13 protein-coding genes are annotated in these 16,364 nt (G+C 69.8%); 3 read left to right on the forward strand and 10 right to left on the reverse strand.

What is annotated here, in order from left to right:
• Positions 1-22 precede the first annotated feature (22 nt).
• Complete coding sequence (asnB, locus tag ACT3T5_RS11795) at positions 23-2,794, reverse strand: asparagine synthase (glutamine-hydrolyzing) (RefSeq protein ID WP_444594419.1); 2,772 nt, start codon at positions 2,792-2,794, stop codon at positions 23-25.
• A 165-nt stretch (positions 2,795-2,959) separates the two neighbouring features.
• The gene (locus tag ACT3T5_RS11800; protein ID WP_444576002.1) at positions 2,960-3,688 is read right to left on the reverse strand and encodes an HAD-IA family hydrolase; all 729 of its coding nucleotides are present in this window, start codon (positions 3,686-3,688) and stop codon (positions 2,960-2,962) included.
• A gap of 74 nt (positions 3,689-3,762) precedes the next feature.
• Between ACT3T5_RS11800 and ACT3T5_RS11805 the strand changes: the two genes are divergently transcribed.
• Together ACT3T5_RS11805 and ACT3T5_RS11810 are read left to right on the forward strand one after the other, a co-directional pair.
• Positions 3,763-4,596, forward strand: coding sequence for an AzlC family ABC transporter permease (locus ACT3T5_RS11805; RefSeq protein ID WP_444594420.1), 834 nt, complete (start codon positions 3,763-3,765; stop codon positions 4,594-4,596).
• Positions 4,593-4,907, forward strand: coding sequence for an AzlD domain-containing protein (locus ACT3T5_RS11810; RefSeq protein WP_444576004.1), 315 nt, complete (start codon positions 4,593-4,595; stop codon positions 4,905-4,907). The genes ACT3T5_RS11805 and ACT3T5_RS11810 overlap by 4 nt, the downstream gene beginning before the upstream one ends.
• Positions 4,908-4,929: 22 nt before the next feature.
• Here ACT3T5_RS11810 and ACT3T5_RS11815 read toward each other — a convergent pair whose 3' ends face one another.
• From ACT3T5_RS11815 to ACT3T5_RS11840, 6 genes are all read right to left on the reverse strand, one after another.
• A complete protein-coding gene (locus tag ACT3T5_RS11815; protein WP_444576005.1) occupies positions 4,930-5,460 on the reverse strand; it encodes a hypothetical protein in 531 nt (176 codons plus the stop codon).
• A gap of 12 nt (positions 5,461-5,472) precedes the next feature.
• Positions 5,473-6,243, reverse strand: coding sequence for a 4-hydroxy-tetrahydrodipicolinate reductase (gene dapB / locus ACT3T5_RS11820; RefSeq protein ID WP_444576007.1), 771 nt, complete (start codon positions 6,241-6,243; stop codon positions 5,473-5,475).
• 101 nt (positions 6,244-6,344) lie between these two features.
• Entirely contained in the window at positions 6,345-7,682 is a 1,338-nt protein-coding gene (locus ACT3T5_RS11825; protein ID WP_444576009.1) for a M16 family metallopeptidase, read from the reverse strand.
• 321 nt (positions 7,683-8,003) lie between these two features.
• A complete protein-coding gene (locus ACT3T5_RS11830) occupies positions 8,004-10,244 on the reverse strand; it encodes a polyribonucleotide nucleotidyltransferase (RefSeq protein WP_444576010.1) in 2,241 nt (746 codons plus the stop codon).
• 209 nt (positions 10,245-10,453) lie between these two features.
• Entirely contained in the window at positions 10,454-10,723 is a 270-nt protein-coding gene (gene rpsO / locus ACT3T5_RS11835) for a 30S ribosomal protein S15 (RefSeq protein WP_444576012.1), read from the reverse strand.
• A 167-nt stretch (positions 10,724-10,890) separates the two neighbouring features.
• Entirely contained in the window at positions 10,891-11,907 is a 1,017-nt protein-coding gene (locus ACT3T5_RS11840) for a bifunctional riboflavin kinase/FAD synthetase (RefSeq protein ID WP_444594421.1), read from the reverse strand.
• Positions 11,908-12,243: 336 nt separating this feature from the next.
• Here ACT3T5_RS11840 and ACT3T5_RS11845 point away from each other — a divergent pair, with 336 nt between their 5' ends.
• On the forward strand, positions 12,244-13,830 hold the full coding sequence (locus tag ACT3T5_RS11845) for a L,D-transpeptidase (protein ID WP_444594422.1): 1,587 nt from the start codon (positions 12,244-12,246) through the stop codon (positions 13,828-13,830).
• Between the two features lie 294 nt (positions 13,831-14,124).
• Here the strand turns inward: ACT3T5_RS11845 and ACT3T5_RS11850 are convergent, their stop codons facing one another.
• Together ACT3T5_RS11850 and truB are read right to left on the reverse strand one after the other, a co-directional pair.
• Entirely contained in the window at positions 14,125-15,231 is a 1,107-nt protein-coding gene (locus ACT3T5_RS11850) for an IS110 family transposase (RefSeq protein WP_444594423.1), read from the reverse strand.
• A 283-nt stretch (positions 15,232-15,514) separates the two neighbouring features.
• On the reverse strand, positions 15,515-16,364 hold an 850-nt coding region (gene truB / locus ACT3T5_RS11855), incomplete at its 5' end, for a tRNA pseudouridine(55) synthase TruB (protein ID WP_444594424.1).

The following is a 16,364-nucleotide window of genomic DNA, read 5'->3' on the forward strand; positions in this document are numbered from 1 at the left end:
CCTAATGCAGGCCCTGTCCTGCTCAGCGCCGTGACGCGACTCCGAGATCCACGAGGATCGCCAGCGGGGTGCGCTGACGGCCCTGGCCGAGGGGGTTGTCCGCGAAGGTCGCCTCGAGGCGTTCGTTCGGGGTGTCGACATCCGATCCCAGCACGTTGCGGCCGATGTCGTTGGCGTCCATGACCACGGTGCCCACGAAGCTGTCGCGCAGCGCCGCCGGGATGTCCGCTCCGCGGATCGCCGCGGAGATCTTCGCCGAGACGGCGTCCGGATCCTTCGGGGGCAGCTTCGCGGAGACGTTGGACGGGAAGGCGGAGTACGGCGTGGGGCCGTCGATCGCCCGCACGTTCGCGCCGACGACCTCGTAGAACAGGCCGCGCTTGCCGATGACCTTGCCGGCCGCGCCGGCGGCCGAGGCCGCCACGACGCGGGGCAGGCCGACCTCGCGGATCGCGAGCTCCATCGTGGTGGGGTCGCCCAGGCCGATGCCGGCGGGGGTGCGGGTGACGAAGCGGCTGAGGACCTTCGCCGACCGACGGGGCTTGATCTCCCAGGTGAACCACGAGCGGCCCTGCGTGATGGCGATGATCTTCTCGCTGATCACGAAGTACCACGGGGACCCGTCGGGCACGACGTCCGCGGGCAGGGACGCCGCGAAGCTCTCGACCCGCTCCCGCGCGAGCGACTCGACATCGTCCCCGCGGGCAACCAGAGCGGTCTGCAGAGGCAGACGGCGCCAGGTGCGGCCGTCGGACTCGGAGAGGAGGTCGAGTTCCTTGCCCGGGTTGGCGACGTAGTCGCTCTTGGGCTCCTCCTCGACCTCGGGCTGCTTGTCAACGGCGACGGGGGCGACGGCGGCCGCGGAGGCCAGCGCCGACTGCTCGTCGGCGGCGGCCCGATCACCCAGGGCTCGCATGGAGCCCTCGGTGTCGTCGAAGAAGGTGCGCATCCACAGCTCGACGTTCAGCAGGCGCCAGAACATCATCGTGCCGTGGTTGCCGGGGTTCGCGATGTAGTCCTCGAACAGGGCGACGACGCTGGGGGCGTCGAAGTAGGGGCGGCTCGCGAAGGACTCGGAGGCGAAGATGTCCATCAGTTCCGGGGCGATCGTGCGGAACCACTCCCCCTCCGGGGTGGTGAAGCCGATCTTGTTGCGGCGCTTGGAGATCATGTCGGGCAGGATCCCGTCCATGGCCTCGCGCAGGATCCGCTTGTTCCATCCGTCGTGGATGATCGCGGACTCGTCGAGCGAGAACAGGAACTTCAGCAGCTCCTTGTCGACGAAGGGGACACGTCCCTCGATGCTGAAGCGCATCGTGTTCTTGTCCTCGTAGCGCAGCAGCGAGGGCAGCGAGGAGCGGAAGGTGTCCTCGAGCAGGCGCTCCTTGATGTCGTCCTGCACGGAGGTGACCTTCTCGGAGCTGTGCTCGGAGACGAAGCCGGAGTTCAGCAGCGCCTCGATCGGCACCGAGGTGCGCCCGGAGTACTTGGTGCGCGCGAGCTTGCGGAGGATGTCGCGCGAGCCGACGATCTCGCTCGCGAGCTCCTTGAAACGCTTCTGCCGACGCAGCTGACGCAGGTAGACGTAGAAGTACGGGTTGTACCCGGCCATCATCTCGTCGGCGCCCTGACCGTCCAGGAGCACGGTCACGTGCTGGCTGGCCTCGCGCATCACCGCGTACTGGGCGTACGGCCCGGTGGAGATGATCGGCTCCTCCTGGGTGCGCACGAAGTCGCGCAGGTCCTCGAGGAAGGCGTCCGGCTGGGGGTGGATCTTGTGCGCCGTGATCTGGCCCGCGTTGTCGCTGAGCAGCTTGTCGACGTAGGCCTCCTCGTCGTTCGAGGAGTTCGGGAAGACGGCCGAGAAGGTGTTCTGACGGCTGCCGACGGCGCTGAAGTTCTCGTCCTGGGGCTGCTCGCGCAGGTGACGGGCGATCACGGCGGCGACCGCGGAGGAGTCCAGCCCACCGGAGAGGGACGTGCCGACGGGGACCTCGGACTGCAGACGCAGCCGGACCGACTCCTGGAAGCGCTCGCGGTACTCGTCGACGACCTCCTGGCTGTACGGGCGGCTGGGTCGCTCGGCGATCTCGCGCAGCTCCTCCTGGAGCCGGGTGAAGGAGCTGACCGAGGTGCCGTCGGCGCGGATCTCGAGGACCTCGCCCGCCATGAGGCGACGCACGCCGCGGAAGAAGGTCTGCGAGTCGTCGTCCTGGACGCGGAACTTCAGGTACCGGTACACGGCGCGGTCGTCCGGTGCGGCCTCGAAGCGCTGCGCCGCGAGCAGTGCACGGATCTCGGAGCCGAACAGGACCTGGGGGCGTCCCCCGGTGCCCACGGTGCTCTCGTCGACCCAGTAGTAGAGGGGCTTGATGCCGAAGTGGTCCCGCGCCACGGTGACCGTGCAGGTCTGCGCGTCGTGGATCGCGAAGGCGAACATGCCGTTGAACCGGTCGTAGGCAGCGGTGCCCCATTCGGCGTGCGCCTCCAGGAGCACCTCGGTGTCCGAGTCGGTGCGGAAGGTGTGGCCCAGCTCCTCGAGCTCGGCACGCAGCGGCAGGTAGTTGTAGGTCTCGCCGTTGTACACGATCGTGTAGCGACCATCGGCGGTGGTCATCGGCTGCGCGCCGCCGGCGACGTCGATGATCGAGAGCCGTCGGTGGGCCAGACCGGTCTCACCGTCGACGAAGAGGCCTTCGCCGTCCGGCCCGCGGTGGGCCAGGGCGCTGTTCATCCGTCGGGCGATGCCCTCGGTGTCGGCACCGAATCCGTAGCTTCCGGAGATTCCGCACATGGGAGGGGTCCTTTCGAAGGGGACGGCTCCGATCCGCGGCGGCGTCGCGTCGGGGCGACGCGGACACCGGATCCGCCCGGCACCCGTGGACGGCGTGCGGACCGGGATCGGCCGCCTGAGCCTATCAACGCCGGAGACCTGCACAGAGCAGGCGCGGCGTGACGTTCAGCTACCGCGTCGGGCCAGCACCAGGTCGTCGCCCTCGGCCCGGATCTCCAGGTCGTCCAGCGAGGTGACCAGGGCGTCCGCGAGCGGCGACAGCTCGGCGGCCGGGGTGGTGCTCGTCACGGCGACCGTGCGCGCACCGGCCTCGGTGCCGGAGAGCAGCCCGCCCACGGAGTCCTCGAGCACGATGCTCTGCGCGGGGTCGACCGCGAGGCGTCGTGCACCGAGCTGGTACGGCTCCGGATCCGGCTTCCCTCGGCTCACCTGGTCCGCGGTGACCATCTTCGCGGGCACCGGCAGTCCGGTGGTGGACCATCGCGCCTCGAACAGCGGGGCGGTGCACGAGGTCACGATCGTCCAGGTGGGGCGACCGAGCACTCGTGCCGCCTCATCGAGCTCGCCCAGCAGACGCTCGGTGCCCGGCAGCGTCACGATCGATCCGACGTCGGCGATCTCGAGCGCCTCGACCCGGGCATGGGCCGCGGCGAGCTGATCGGCGTCGAGCTCCGGCAGCAGCTCGGTGAGGACCTGACGGGCGGGCTTCCCGTGCTGGGCGTGACCGAACTCGAGGTCCGTCCCGAGCTCGCGCAGCAAGGTGTTCCAAGCGCGCTCCACCGCGGGCCCGGAGTCGATGAGGGTGCCGTCCATGTCGAGCAGGAGGACCTTCGCGCGCAGCGGGAGCGCGTCGCCGGGCGTGGTCTGGGCGAGGGGGTCCGAGGTGGCCGTCATGGCGTCACGATCTCACATCGAGGACCGGACACGAAAGCAACGTCCGCCCAGGTGACCGTACAGTGAACACCATCATGACCACTGCTTCACCCGGCACTGCCCCGGAGAGTCCCGGCGCCGCGCTCCCGGTGCGCAGGATCCGTCGCACAGGGCTCTCGATCGGCCTCGCCACCGGGCTGTACGGGATCTCCTTCGGTGCCCTGGCCACCTCCTCCGGGCTCGACGTCTGGCAGGCGATGGTGCTCTCCGCCGTGATGTTCACCGGCGGCAGCCAGTTCGCCTTCATCGGGGTGATCGGAGGCGGCGGATCCGCTCTCGGCGCCGCTGCGGCCTCGGTGCTGCTGGGCGTGCGCAACACCCTCTACGGCCTGATCCTCGCCCGCTCCCTCCCCCGCCACGGATGGAAGGGACTGGCCCGGGTGCAGCTGACGATCGACGAGTCCGCGGCCCTGGCCGCCTCCGGCAGCGATGAGCAGGAGAGACGGGCAGGGTTCTGGGCGGCCGGGGTGTGGGTCTATGTCTTCTGGAACCTGTTCTCCCTGATCGGGGCGTTCGCCGGGCAGTACGTCGCCGACCCCCGCGCCTGGGGGCTGGATGCTGCGGCCGCCGCGGCGTTCCTCGCCCTGCTGTGGCCACGACTGCGATCGCTCGACGCGGTCGCGATCGCCGTCGCCGCCGCCTTCCTCGCGCTCGTGACCACGCCGTCGCTGCCTGCGGGGCTCCCGGTCCTGGCCGCGGCCCTGGTCGCCGTGCTCGCGGGGCTGCTGCCCACGCGCCGCTCCGGAGGACCCGAGGGGCGCAGGATGCCTTCCACGTCTCCCGAGGCGTCCGCGGCTCCCGAGGCTTCTGCGCCTCCCGAGGCGTCCGTGTCTCCCGACCCGCAGCCCCGAGCGGAGGACAGGCGATGACCATGCTCTGGATCGCGGTGATCGCCGCGTCCGTGCTGTCCTTCGGGCAGAAGTGGCTGGGCTACCAGGCACCGCCCGACGTCCTGGACCGGCCGCGGGTCGCCCGGATCACCACGCTGCTGCCGATCGCCCTGCTGGGCGCTCTGGTCGCCACGCAGACGGCCACCAGCGGCACCGAGATCGTGCTCGATGCCCGCCTGGTCGCGATCGCCGTGGCGGCGGTGCTCCTGCTCGCGCGAGCCCCGTTCCTCGTGGTCGTGATCGCCGCGGCGGTCGCGGCCGCCGGCCTGCGCGCCCTCGGCTGGGCCTGATCAGGCCCTCGGCTGGGCCAGATCAGCGACCGGATCCCGCCCCGCGAGCACCAGTCTTCCGAACGCCGGCCGTCCGAGCATCCGCCCGACGGGCATCCGCTCGACGGGCATCGATGGCCTGCCGGGTCGCCATGCGGGCGGCCTTGCGGTCATGCAGCGCGTCGTACGCCAGAGCGAGACGGAACCATGCGGTCCACTCCTGCTCGCCAGCGGCCCGACGACCGCTGTCCTCTGCGCCCGTGTCCTGGCCCGTGTCCTGCGGGCCGCCGTCCTGCAATGCCGCCCTGGCGGCCTCGAACTCGGCACGCGGATCCTCGGCGTCGGCGTCCGCCGGGGGCTCATAGCGGCGGGCCAGGTCACCAGCAGCGATCCCGAAGAGCACCTCCCGCCAGGTCACCCAGACGGTCAGCCCCAGCAGGATGACGATCCCCAGGGCGAGGCCATAGCCCAGTGCGCTCCCGGCGCGCACGAAGCCCCACGCGATCCAGCCCAGCCCCCAGCAGTACGCCGCGGTGATCAGCAGGAGCGCGACGACGACGATCTTCTGACGCATCGAGGTCCCCGCTCAGCCGAGCTCGAGGTAGCCGTCCAGGCCCACCGTGAGGCCCGGGTGCGCAGCGACCTCGCGCACACCCAGGAGCACACCGGGCATGAAGCTGGCGCGGTCGAAGGAGTCGTGGCGGAGCTGGAACTGCTCCCCCGGGCCGCCGAACTGGACCACCTCATGGGCGACCAGGCCGCGCTGGCGCACCGCATGCACGTGGATCCCGTCCACGACCGCACCGCGAGCGCCGTCCGGATCCTTCTGGGTCGCATCGGGCACGGGACCGAGACCGGCGGCCCCTCGCCCGCGGGCGATCGCTGCAGCGGTGTGGCGCGCGGTCCCCGAGGGGGCGTCGAGCTTGTCCGGGTGGTGCATCTCGATGATCTCGGCGCTGTCGTAGTAGCGCGCGGCGACCTCGGCGAAGCGCATGGCGAGCACGGCCCCGATCGCGAAGTTGGGGGCGATCAGCACGCCCACCTCATCGTCGGCACTCTCGAGCTGCGCGCGCAGGTCCCCGAGGGCCTCCTCGGTCCAGCCGGTGGTGCCGACCACGGCATGGATGCCGTGGTCCACGAGCCACCGCACGTTCTGGGCGGTGACGGCCGGGACGGTGAGGTCCACGGCGACCTGCGCGCCGACGTCGGTGAGGGTGGAGAGCTCGTCGTCGCGGCCGAGCGCGGCGACCAGCTCGAGGTCCGACGCCTCGTCGACGGCGCGGCAGGCCTCGGAACCCATGCGACCGCCGGCGCCGATCACGGCGACGCGCAGGGGGGTCTTGTCAGTGCTGGTCATGAGGTGCTCCTCGACGGATCGGAGTAGGTGGAGGGTCGGAGTAGCTGGAGTAGCTGGAGTAGCTGGTGGTCGGGCTTCCCGGGCACTGCGCGGAGGACTGCTCAGGACTCCGGGCCGACCTCGACACGGGTGCTGAAGGAGCTGGCCAGGCGTGCGGCGAGCTCCTGCACGGCCGGGGCGTCGACCCGGCCGATCTTCTCGAGCGTCTCGTCGACGCTCGTGTACGTCCCGTGGACCAGTTCGATCGTGCCGAGGCGGCCCATCCTGCTGCTGGTGTCCTCGAGCCCGAGGGCGAACGACCCGGTGATCTGGCCCTTGGCCCGGGACAGCTCCTCCTGCTCGATGCCGCTGGCACCCATCCGATCGAGCTCCTCGGCGAGCAGCTCGACGACCTGCGCGGTGCGGGAGGGGCGGCAAGCGGCGTACATCCCGAACAGGCCGGCGTCGCGGTAGCCGCCGCTGAAGGAGTAGACCGAGTAGGCCAGGCCGCGCTGTTCGCGGATGTTCTGGAACAGGCGCGAGGACATGCCGCCGCCGAGCACCGACATGAGCACGGAGAGCGTGTGGCGGTCCTCGCTGACGGCGGAGAGCCCCTGGCCGCCGAGATAGATGTGATTCTGCTCCGCGGGGCGGATCAGACGGTGCGAGGCGATCGCGGAGACGTCGTGGACCGAGGCGTTCGCCGAGTCCCCGGCAGGAGACTCGGCACGCGGCCGACGGCGGGGCAGCGCCCCGTCCTCGAGCGTCCAGCCACCACCGCGAAGACCCGTCCCCAGCAGCGCGGCGAGCTCGTCGTGGTCGATGTCCCCGACCGCGGTGACGACCAGGTTGTCGGGACGGTAGTGGGCATCCCAGTGGCTTCGCACGTCCTCGATGCTCAGAGCGTTCACGCTCTGCTCGGTGCCGCCGACCGGGCGACCCAGCGACGTGTCGGCCCCGAGCACGTCGGCGAGGAACGTCTCGTAGCCGACGTCGGTGGGATCGTCCTCGGCCATGGCGAGCTCCTCGAGGATGACCTCGCGCTCGGTGGCCAGGGCCTCCTGCTCGAGCAGGCTCGCCGTGATCATGTCCGTGAGGACGTCCACGGCCATCGGCACGTCCGCGGAGCGGACCCGCCCGTAGTAGAGCGTGTGCTCCTTCGCCGTGATCGCGTTGGAGTCGCCCCCGACCTCGTCGAAGGCGGTGGCGATATCCATCGCGGAGCGCCTCCGGGTTCCCTTGAACAGCAGGTGCTCGAGCACGTGCGTCGACCCGGCGTGCTCGGGGAGCTCGTCGCGCGACCCGACGGGCAGCCACAGCCCGATGGACGCGCTGCGCACGCTGCGGTCGGTCTGCGTCAGCAGGCGCACACCGCCGGGCAGGATGCTCCGCCGCACACCGGTGGCGGCATCGAGCATCACGTCTGAGGCGGGATCATCGAAAATGAGGTCGGAAGGCATCGATCGATTGTTCCACGACCTGGCCGCCCTCGGGACGAGAGGTCGCCCTCCCTCCCGGGTCGCGGCGAAGGTCACTCCACTGCTCCCGGCGGCCTGCGCCGGGGCAGCCCGTGCCGGGAGCCTCCGTGCCGGGGCGGTCCGTGCCGGGGCGGTCCGTGCCGGGGTGGTCCGAGCCGGGGCGGTCCGTGCCGGGGCGGTCCGTGCCAGGGCGGCGTGTTCCCGAACAGCCCGTACCCGGACAGCAGGACGGGGAGGCACCAGATGGTGCCTCCCCGTCCTGGGAGCTGCGGCCTCAGGAGGCCGAGCAGATCACTGTGTGGATCAGCTCTCGTCGGAGGAGCTCTCCTCGGAGGGCTTCTCATCATCCTCGGAGACCGCCAGGGAGATCTTGCCGCGGGCGTCGACCTCGCGGATCTCCACCTCGATCTTCTGACCGACCTTGGCGACGTCCTCGACGTTCTCGACCCGCTTGCCGTCGTTCAGCTTGCGCAGCTGGGTGACGTGGAGCAGACCGTCCTTGCCCGGGGTGAGCGAGACGAAGGCGCCGAAGTCGACCACGCGCACCACGGTGCCGAGGTAGCGCTCGCCGACCTCGGGGACCTGCGGGTTGGCGATCGCGTTGACTGCGGAGCGGGCCGCCTCGGCCGAGGGGCCGTCGGTCGCACCGATGTAGACGGTGCCGTCGTCCTCGATCGTGATGTCCGCGCCCGTGTCGTCCTGGATCTGGTTGATCATCTGGCCCTTCGGGCCGATGACCGCACCGATCTTGTCGACGGGGACGGTGACCGCGATGACGCGAGGAGCATGGGGGCTCATCTCGTCCGGCGCGTCGATCGCCTCGTTCAGCACGCCGAGGATCGCCAGGCGCGCCTCGTGAGCCTGCGACAGGGCGCCGCCGAGCACGGAGGCCGGGAGGCCGTCGAGCTTGGTGTCGAGCTGGATCGCGGTGATGAACTCGCTGGTTCCGGCGACCTTGAAGTCCATGTCGCCGAAGGCGTCCTCCGCACCGAGGATGTCGGTGAGCGCCGCATAGCGGGTCTCGCCCTCCACGGTGTCGGAGATCAGGCCCATGGCGATGCCGGCGACCGGGGCGCGCAGCGGCACACCAGCGTTGAGCAGTGCCAGGGTCGAGGCGCACACGGAGCCCATCGAGGTGGAGCCGTTGGACCCGAGGGCCTCGGACACCTGACGGATCGCATAGGGGAACTCCTCGCGGGTCGGCAGGACCGGCACCAGGGCGCGCTCGGCGAGCATGCCATGGCCGACCTCACGGCGCTTCGGGGAGCCGACGCGACCGGTCTCGCCGGTGGAGTACGGCGGGAAGTTGTAGTGGTGCACGTAGCGCTTGCGCGTGACCGGCCCGAGGGAGTCGATCTGCTGCTCCATCTTGAGCATGTTCAGCGTGGTGACACCCATGATCTGGGTCTCGCCGCGCTGGAACAGTGCCGAGCCGTGCACCCGCGGGAGCACCTCGACCTCGGCGGAGAGGGCACGGATGTCGCGGAGGCCGCGACCGTCGATGCGGACGCCGTCGGTGAGCACCTTCTGGCGCACGACCTGCTTGGTCAGCGCACGCATCGCACCGCTGACCTCCTTCTCGCGACCCTCGAGCTGCTTGCCCTCGCCAGCGAGCTCCTCGGTCATCTCGCCGATGAGCTGCTCGGTGCGCTCTTCGCGCTCCGTCTTCGCAGCGATCGACATGACCTCGGCCAGACGCTCGGTGGCGGCGGCCTCGACGACGGCGTAGGCGTCGTCCTGGAAGTCGAGGAAGAGCGGGAACTCGCGCACCGGCTTGGCGGCGGTGGAGGCGAGCTCCTGCTGGGCGACGCACAGGCTGCGGATGAAGACCTTCGCGGCCTCCAGGCCCTCGGCCACGACGGGCTCGGTGGGAGCGATCGCGCCCTGCTCCTTGATGAGCGTCCAGGCGTTGTCGGTGGCCTCAGCCTCGACCATCATGATCGCCACATCGTCCTCGACGATGCGACCGGCGACGACCATCGAGAAGACGGCCTCGTCGAGCTGCGAGAAGGTCGGGAAGGCGACCCACTGGCCGCCCTGGGCGGTCGGGATGAGCGCGATGCGCACGGCGCCGATCGGGCCCGAGAAGGGCAGCCCGGAGATCTGGGTGGACGCGGAGGCGCCGTTGATGCCGACGACGTCGTACGCGTCGTCCGGGTTGTTGGCCATGACGGTCAGCACGACCTGGACCTCGTTGCGCAGGCCCTTGACGAAGGCCGGGCGCAGCGGGCGGTCGGTGAGACGGGCGGCGAGGATCGCGTCGGTGCCGGGACGGCCCTCGCGACGGAAGAACGAGCCGGGGATGCGACCCGCGGCGTACATCCGCTCCTCGACGTCGATCGTCAGGGGGAAGAAGTCGAAGTGGTCCTTGGGACGGTTCGAGACGGCGGTGGCCGACAGGATCATCGTGTCGTCGTCGAGGTAGACGGCGACGGCGCCGGCGGCCTGCTGGGCGAGACGTCCGGTCTCGAACCGGACTTCACGACGGCCGAACGAGCCGTTGTCGATGACCGCGGTCGTCGCGGTGATTTCAGGGCCTTCCATGGCCATGTGAATCTCCTCTGGTAGGGGGTTGCCCTGCCGGTGCGGCCTTCGTCAGTCATCTGCGGCGCACGATCCCGGGACGGGGACTGCGTGCTCCGAAGGTCACTGCCGAGGACCGAACCTGGTCGGGGCGAGGGGTCGGAGGGGTGCCCGCGTGAGCGGACAGACGGAACCGCCGCCCGCCTCAGGAGGCGAGCGGCGGACAGCGATCAGCGGCGGATGCCGAGGCGCTTGATCAGCGAGCGGTAGCGCTCGATGTCGGCGGCCTGGAGGTACTTCATCAGGCGCTTGCGCTGACCGACCAGCAGCATCAGACCGCGGCGCGAGTGGTGATCGTGCTTGTGGGTCTTCAGGTGCTCGGTCAGGTAGGTGATGCGATGCGTGAGGAGCGCGGCCTGGACCTCGGGCGAACCGGTGTCACCCTCGGCGGTCGCGTACTCCTTGATGATCTCCTGCTTGGTGGCGGTGTCGAAGGCCATGGTTCTCCTGTGGTCGTTGCGCGGCGCTCCGGGACCTGCTGTCCCGGGCTCTCTGGGCGAGCCTCGCCCCGTCTCCCCCAGCAGGCGCACGTCGAGGACGTGCACTGCAGACGTCAGGGTGGGGCGGACTGGCTCTCCGCGGCCGAATTCACGGCTCGAGCAGGATATCAGTCCTCGGCTGCCTGACGGGAGGGACCGGGATCGAGAGTGCGGCGGGTCACCTCGACGTCCCGCTGCATCTGCTCGACCAGGGTCTCGACCGCATCGAACTTCAAGGTCGGGCGTTGGAAGGCCACGAACTCGAGCCGCACGGTGTCGCCGTAGAGATCCAGGTCGTGGGCGCCGTGAACATACGCCTCAACGGTGCGGCGGGGAGCGCCGTCGACCTCGAAGGTCGGATTGGTGCCGATAGAGATGGTCGCCGCCGCTCCTGCCAGTGGTTCGGTGTCGGCGTGAGCGCTGTCCTGCTCGAGCACCGTGAGGTAGCCGGCGTAGACGCCGTCGGCCGGGATGAGCCCGGCCGGGTCCGGCCCCAGGTTCGCGGTCGGGAAGCCGAGCTCGCGACCGCGCTGGAAGCCGTGACGGACGGTGTCCGTCACCGTGTGCAGCCGCCCCAGGCCCTCCGTCGCGACCTCGATATCACCGGTCAGGAGAGCCGCACGGATCCCCGAGGAGGAGATGCGCCCGCTCTCCTCTCCCTCGGGGCCGAGGTCGGAGACCGTGACGACCTCGAAGCCGTATTTCCTGCCCAGCTCGCGCATGGTGTCGATGTTCCCCGCGTTCGCCCGACCGAACAGGGCGTCCTCGCCCAGCACGACGCACTTCATGCCGAGTCCCTCGACGAGGAACACCCGCACGAAGTCCTCCGGCGAGTAGAGGGCGAAGTCCCGGGTGAACTCGAGGTCCAGCACCCCGTGCACACCGGCGAGGAGCAGCAGGCGGTCGCGGTCCTCGTGCCCGGTCAGCAGCGGCGGCTCGCCGGGCGTGCCCATGACATGTCGCGGATGCGGCCAGAAGGTGAGCGCGACCGGAGAGAGCCCGCGGGATTCAGCATGGTGGACGAGCTGGTCGAGCACGTAGCGATGGCCGCGATGGATCCCGTCATAGTTCCCGATGGAGACCGCTGTGGCCCCGAGATCAGCGGGCACGTCCTGCACGGAGTGCCAGATGGGGGTGCGGGTCACGGCGCGGTCAGATCCTTCCGGGGCCGGGTGCTCGGACGCACCCACGGGGGTTCCACCCAGGGGCGGAGCATCTCGGGCGGGAGCACCGAGCAACGGGGAACACTGTAACGCCCGAGGGTTCCACCGCGGGAGTTCAGCCGCGGGCGAGGGGCGAGTACGTCGGCCGCGGGCTCCGCCGTGTCGGAGCTGTGACGAAGCTCCGCGGCGCAGATATGTCGCGAAGCCTGCCTGCTCCGTTAGTCTGAAGGGCAATGCGGCACCGGGGAGGGACCCCTGTGCCCTCCGGCATTTCCAGCGGGGGCAGACACGATGGCCGCGGAGAACGGATCAGAATCCATGACGAACGTGACCGAATCGGCGGCGCTGGGCGGCCCGTCCCGACCCACCGGACGCCACGGCCGTCGCCGTACCCTCCTCATCGTGATCGCCATCCTCGCGGTGATCGCCATCGCCCTGACCGGCGGCGCGATGGCCTACGCCAAGCAGTACGACGACCGCGCGCTCCCGGGGACCACCATCCTCGGCCAGGACGTCTCCGGCAAGTCCGCCGAGGAGATCTCCGCGCTCGTCGCGAAGAAGGGTGAGGACGTCACCGTCTCCGTGACCGCCGGCGATCAGAAGTCCGAGGTCCCGCTCGCCGACCTCGGAGTGACCGTGGATGCCGACGCCACCGGCAAGGCCGCGCTGGATCGCGACAACTCCCTGACCGAGGTCATCTCCTCGACCTGGTCCGGTGAGCACCCGGTCGCCCCCGTCGTCTCCGTCGACGACGCCGCGGTCGCCGCCTTCGCCGAAGGCCTCGTCCCCAAGGACAAGACCGTCCCGGTCGACGCCGAGGTCGTCTTCGACGAGGACGCCCAGACGTGGAACGCCGTCCCCGGCCGCGACGGCCAGGGAGTGGACCCGAAGGTCCTGGTGGACACGGTGACGCAGAAGGCCCCCGCGCTCGAGAGCTTCAGCGTGGAGCAGCCCGTCGAGAAGATCGCCCCGGCGATCACCACCGAGGACGCCGAGGAGACCGTCGGCACGATCTCCTCCCTGCTCGAGCAGCCGATGTCGATCAAGGGCGCCGACGACTCGACCCACGAGGTCTCCGCCGAGAAGCGCTCCGGATGGCTCTCGGTGGGTCCGGACAAGTCCGGCGAAGCCCTGAAGATCAGCGTGGACGAGGACGCCGTGCGCGAGTGGGTCTCGAGCCGCGCCTCGGACGACGCCGTGGAGGCCAAGGACGGCATCGAGCAGGTCGACGAGGACGGCAAGGTCGTCAAGGTGGTCGCCGAGAAGAAGGACGGCCTCAAGATCACCAACACCGATGCTGTCGCCGACGAGCTGATCGCCGCCCTGCAGGGCACCACGCCCCTGGAGGCCGCCTTCGAGACCCAGAAGATCAAGGCTGAGGTCAACGAGGTCGACGCGCCGAAGGATGCGGAGAAGGACAAGAAGGACGAGGACAAGGACGCCGCGAAGGACGAGAAGTCCAAGGACGAGAAGGACAAGGCGAAGGATTCCGACGAGAAGGCTCCCGCCGACAAGCCCACCGGCGAGAAGTGGATCGACGTGAACCTGAGCAACAAAACGGTCACCGCCTACGTCGGCGACACCCCGGTGTGGGGTCCGCGCTCCATCGTCGACGGCAAGGAGGGCAACGAGACCGTCACCGGCTCCTTCGAGATCTACCAGCGGCACGACCGTCAGGACATGACCAATGCCGCGTACTACCCCAAGGGGCACGAGAAGTACTACCTCACCCCGGATGTGCCGTGGGTGCAGTACTTCCACAACGGCTACGGCTTCCATGGAGCACCGTGGCGCTCGTCCTTCGGGTACTCCGGGTCGCACGGCTGCATCAACATGACCGTGTCCGACGCGAAGTGGCTCTACGACTGGGCGTCGATCGGCACTCGCGTCGAGTCCCACTACTGATATGTAGGGTTTTCTGTCAAGTGTGCAGGGTGAAGCGGCGGCATCCACTGGCCGGTGGGTGCCCCCGCTTCGGCGTTCGCGGGGTGCTTCTCGGGGTTCGCGTGTCTGTTCGACGCGTGGTCAGTCTGATATTCGCGGGTTGGTTACCGCATGACGCTGTTTTCGGTGGGAGGGGCGTTGCTGGTCTGAGGTCGAGCGTCACCCGCTCGGGCTGCTCACAGTAGATTCGCTGGTCTCCTCCTCACGCTGCGCCCCGAGATGCTCTGGGTCGTCCGTGAACGCGGTCTATGGGGGTTATGCCTCCATCGTCGCCAGAGACCAGCACCAGCCGGCCAGTTCCCGGGCGATCGCGGTGGTCGCGACGGTGCGGGGCTTGTGGTGGGCATCCATCGTCATCCACCGTCGGTGCAGGCGCCGGTTGCCCTGGTCGGCCCGCTGGGCGATGACCGCGGGGACGTTCGCCCAGTTCATCTGCAGTGTCGGGCCAGGCCGGTAGTCCTTCTTGTGCTGCCAGGCGGACTCGACCAGCAGGCGGCGGGCGTGGGAGTTGCCGGTGCGGGTGATGCCGCCCAGTTTGCGGCTGGATCCGGAGGAGTGCTCAGAGGGGACCAGTCCCAGGAACGCGGCGATCTTCTTGCCGGTGAAGCGCTCCCAGTCCCCGATTTCCACAGCCAGACCGAAGGCGGTCAGGGTCGAGATGCCACGCAGGCAGACCAGCCGATGGGTGATCTCGGTGAACTCGCTGCCCTCTGCCAGCTCGGTGATCGCCACGTCCAGCCGGTCTCGCCGGGCCAGGCCGTGGTGGACCGTGTCGCAGGCGTCGTCGAACGCGGCCAGCGTCCCGGTCCCGGCGCTGGTGAGGTCGTCCCGGCGGATCCCACGCATCCACACGTCATGGGGACGGCCCCAGGCAGTCTTGCCGGGAAACACATAGCCGTGGCGCAGCAGCAGCTTCCCCAGTCGGTGCCTGGAGGTCATCAGGTCCCGGCGGGCATCATCTCTGGACCGGACCAGGTCGCGGGCAGATTCCTCACTCCTGGTCGGGATGCGGACCGGGACGATGTCTCCGGCCCGGTCCAGGCGGGCCAGGAGCATCGCATCGTTGCGGTCGGTCTTGACCCGGTCACCGGGTGGCCGGATCAGCTTCGAGGGCGCCGCGACCTGCACGAAATACCCCGCCTCGAGCATGGTCCGGGCGAGTCCGAAACCGGTGGGGCCGGCCTCGTAAGTGATACGTAGCGGTCCGTGGTCGCGGGCCAGATCGGTGACGAACTCGCTGATCACGACCGGGTCGTTGGGCAGCTTCTTCCGGATCAACTCACCAGTGGAGCCGTCGATCGCGGCGGCAACCACACTGCGGGCATGGACATCCAATCCCAGGCTTGTACTCTCGGTAAACACCAGGGCCTCCTATGAATGCATGCACCCCGGTTGCCCATCGACCGCGGTGATCTACGAGTCTTCATAGCGGGGCCCTGGGCCACAAGACCCGACCCGGCGACTCCGCCACCCTCATAGCGTCTGAGCGGATTCCCGCGCACGTACGACGAAGCCTTCTCCCGGATTCCGGGAGAAGGCTTCGTCGTACGTGGCGGCTTCGAAGTACGGGGAGGCTTCGTCGCGCGGGGAGGCTTCGTCGTGCGGGGAGGCTTCGTCGCGCGAGGGGGCCGCTGGCGTCCGTCGGTCAGCAGCGTGCGTCGAGCGGGATCACCAGGGCGGGTCGCCAGCTCGTGCCGTCAGGCCGGAGCACGGCGCAGAGCGCTCCGTCGGCGTCGAGAGCGGCGACCAGGTCCGACAGGTCCGCGTCGTCTCCCCCACCCCTCGGCGCGCTCCGCGGTGCCACGGGCGCTGCGGACGGCTCCTCGGCACGGGGGATGCGCCGACCGTCGGCCAGATCCCGGGCATCCTCGGCCGACACGGTCAGGGCGGGCAGAACAGTCCCCGCGCTGCGACCCAGTCCCCGCAACGGCAGGTCCACGTCATCCCCCTCGCCCCGGGCCGGCACCTGCACGGCGTCAGCCACCGTGAACGGGCCGATGCTGGTACGGCGCAGCGCCGTGAGATGACCTCCCACGCCCAACGCGGCGCCCAGGTCACGGGCCAGAGCCCGTACATAGGTTCCCGAGGAGCAGGTGACCACGGCGTCGAGGTCCACATAGCCGTCGCTCTCGCGGCGCGCTGTGATCTCGAAATGGGAGATCCGCACCGCGCGCGCGGCGAGCTCTACCTGCTCCCCCGCTCTGGCGCGGGCATAGGCACGCTTGCCGTCGACCTTGATGGCGCTGACGGTCGAGGGCACCTGCTGGATGTCCCCGCGGAGGAGCTCGAGCTGCTCGTGGATCGCGGCATCCGTGATCCCGCCGGTAGCGCTCGGGGTGCCGATCGGCTCGCCCTCACGGTCGTCGGTGGTCGTGGCCAGACCGAGGCGGATCGTGGCCTCATAGGTCTTTTCCAGCCCCACCAGGTGGGTCAGCAGCCGGGTGCCCTGGCCGATGCCCAGGATCAGCAGGCCGGTGGCCATGGGATCCAGGGTG

Source organism: Brachybacterium sp. AOP3-A1-3, from assembly GCF_052378285.1.
In the GTDB taxonomy this organism is placed as follows: domain Bacteria; phylum Actinomycetota; class Actinomycetes; order Actinomycetales; family Dermabacteraceae; genus Brachybacterium.